This is a genomic window from Microcoleus sp. S13_C5, assembly GCF_036700845.1.
Classification (GTDB): Bacteria; Cyanobacteriota; Cyanobacteriia; order Cyanobacteriales; family Microcoleaceae; genus Microcoleus.
This window is the reverse complement of sequence record NZ_JAUBPR010000258.1, coordinates 1-2,079: the sequence shown is the minus strand read 5'-3', so window position 1 is coordinate 2,079 and position 2,079 is coordinate 1. Positions and strand designations below refer to the sequence as shown.

Genomic DNA, 2,079 nt, shown 5'->3' with positions numbered 1-2,079 from the left:
AACATTTTGAACTTCTATATTTTTCACTCCGTTTAAGTTAGTTATATTATACCTCATCTTTCTAAGAAATGCTATATTCTGCCAAATTTTAATAGTTTTGTCACTGCTACCGCTAGCCAAAAACTCTCCTTCCGGGCTAAAATTAACAGAATATACCGAGTTAGTGTGACCCGCAATATTACAAATTTCTTGACCATCTTTAACTCGCCAAATCTTAATAGTTTGATTGCTGCTGCTAGCCAGAATCTCGCCATCAGGACTAAAGGCAATAGAATCAACATACCAAGAATGTCCTGTGATAGTTAAAACTTCTTGCCAATCTTTGACCCACCAAATTTTAATAGTATTGTCATGGCTGCCGCTAGCCAAAAACTCTCCATTTGGACTGAAAGCTATGCAGCGAACGGAGTCTGTATGACCTGTAATTGTGCGAAGTAGCTTCCCATCTTTAACTCGCCAAATCTTGATTGTTCTGTCCCAACTGCAACTAGCAAGAGTTTCGCCATTCGGGCTAAAAGCAACAAAATACACTAAATTAGTGTGACCTGCAAGCGTGCGAATTTCTTGCCCGTCTTTGACTCGCCAAATCTTGATAGTTTTGTCCCAACTGCTGCTAGCAATAATTTCGCCATCCGGACTGAAAGCTGCGCCGTAAACTGAGTTACTGTGACCGATCAGGGTGCGGATTTCTTGTCCATCTTTCATCCGCCAAAGTTTGACAGTTTTGTCGTGGCTGCTGCTGGCTAGTGTCTGTCCGTCCGGGCTGAAGGCTACTGTATAAACCGAGTTAGCGTGTCCTGTGAGGGTGACAATTTCTTGCCCGTCTTCAACTCCCCACAGCTTGATTGTTTTGTCATCGCTGCCGCTGGCTACAACTTCTCCGTTGGGGCTGAAAGCAACAGAATAAATTAAGTTTCTGTGACCTGTTAGGGTGTGAAGACATTGCCAGCTATAGGTTTGCTGTTGGGGCTGGGCAGGAGTTTTTCCGGGTTTAACTAACTTGGAATTTGTTTGAGGAATTGCTAGATTGATCGCAACTTGGGGATTAATTTCTTTTAATACTTCAACAGCCGTTTGATAGCGGCGGTTAGTAGCATTTTCAATCATTTTGTCTAAAATTTTCCCGAGTTGTTCACTCACCGGGTTGTTGGCCAAATACTGGCGCCATATCCAGGCATCTTCACCAGGATCGAACAGGTCAAATGGGGAAACTTGAGTTAGCAAATACAAACAAGTTACGCCTAAACTGTACACATCGCTGGTAAAAAATGCTTTGCCTCTAGCTTGTTCCGGGGCGATGTATTCGGGGCTGCCGATGCTGGTTCCTGTTTTGAGTAATGCTGTACCTGTAGCAATTTTTGCGGCGCCAAAGTCTACTAAAACTAATTGTTTGTCGGCGCGGCGGATGATGTTTCCGGGCTTGATGTCTCGGTGAATAACGTTGTGGGAATGGATGAAGTGAAGGACGGGTAATAAGCTACTTAGTAAATCTTGAATTTGATTTTCTGTAAATGTGCCTTCTGTTTCTAAAATTTGTGCTAAATTTTGCCCGTCGATAAATTCTTGGACTAGATATTGTCTGCTGTCTTGGATTGAATAGGCTAATAGTTCGGGAATTTGAGGGTGTTTGCCCAATTCGTCTAATCGCATTGCTTCTTGTTCAAAGAGTTCGGCTGCTTTTTTGCTGTTGCGATTGCTTGCTGATGGGATGAGTGGGGTTTCTGGGGGTAAAAATTGTTTGATGACGCAGCGAGGTTTTGAGGGTTTGTCTTCGTCAACGGCGAGGAATGTTCTACCAAAACCGCCTTGTCCGATCGCCTTTATAGCCCGGTAGCGATCGCGCAGCAGCAGTTTGGAACGGCAATTTCGGCAAATTTTGGCTGCGAGAGGGTTTTGCGGCTTGGAACAGTTGGGGTTTAGGCAGTAACTCATTCGATTTTAGATTTTAGATTTTAGATTGGGGATTTGGGAATACGGATTTTAGATTTTATGTTTTTGAATATGGCTCTACCGAACCTGGTATGTAAAACTAACTAGCAAAATGCCAATGTAAGAAGCTCCTAAGAATAAAGTTGTCAA

General features: G+C 43.1%; 1 protein-coding gene. It reads right to left on the bottom strand.

From position 1 onward, the window contains the following. On the bottom strand, nucleotides 1–1,932 hold a 1,932-nt coding region (locus QUA04_RS29400), incomplete at its 3' end, for a serine/threonine-protein kinase (RefSeq protein ID WP_333264259.1). Nucleotides 1,933–2,079: the final 147 nt, after the last annotated feature.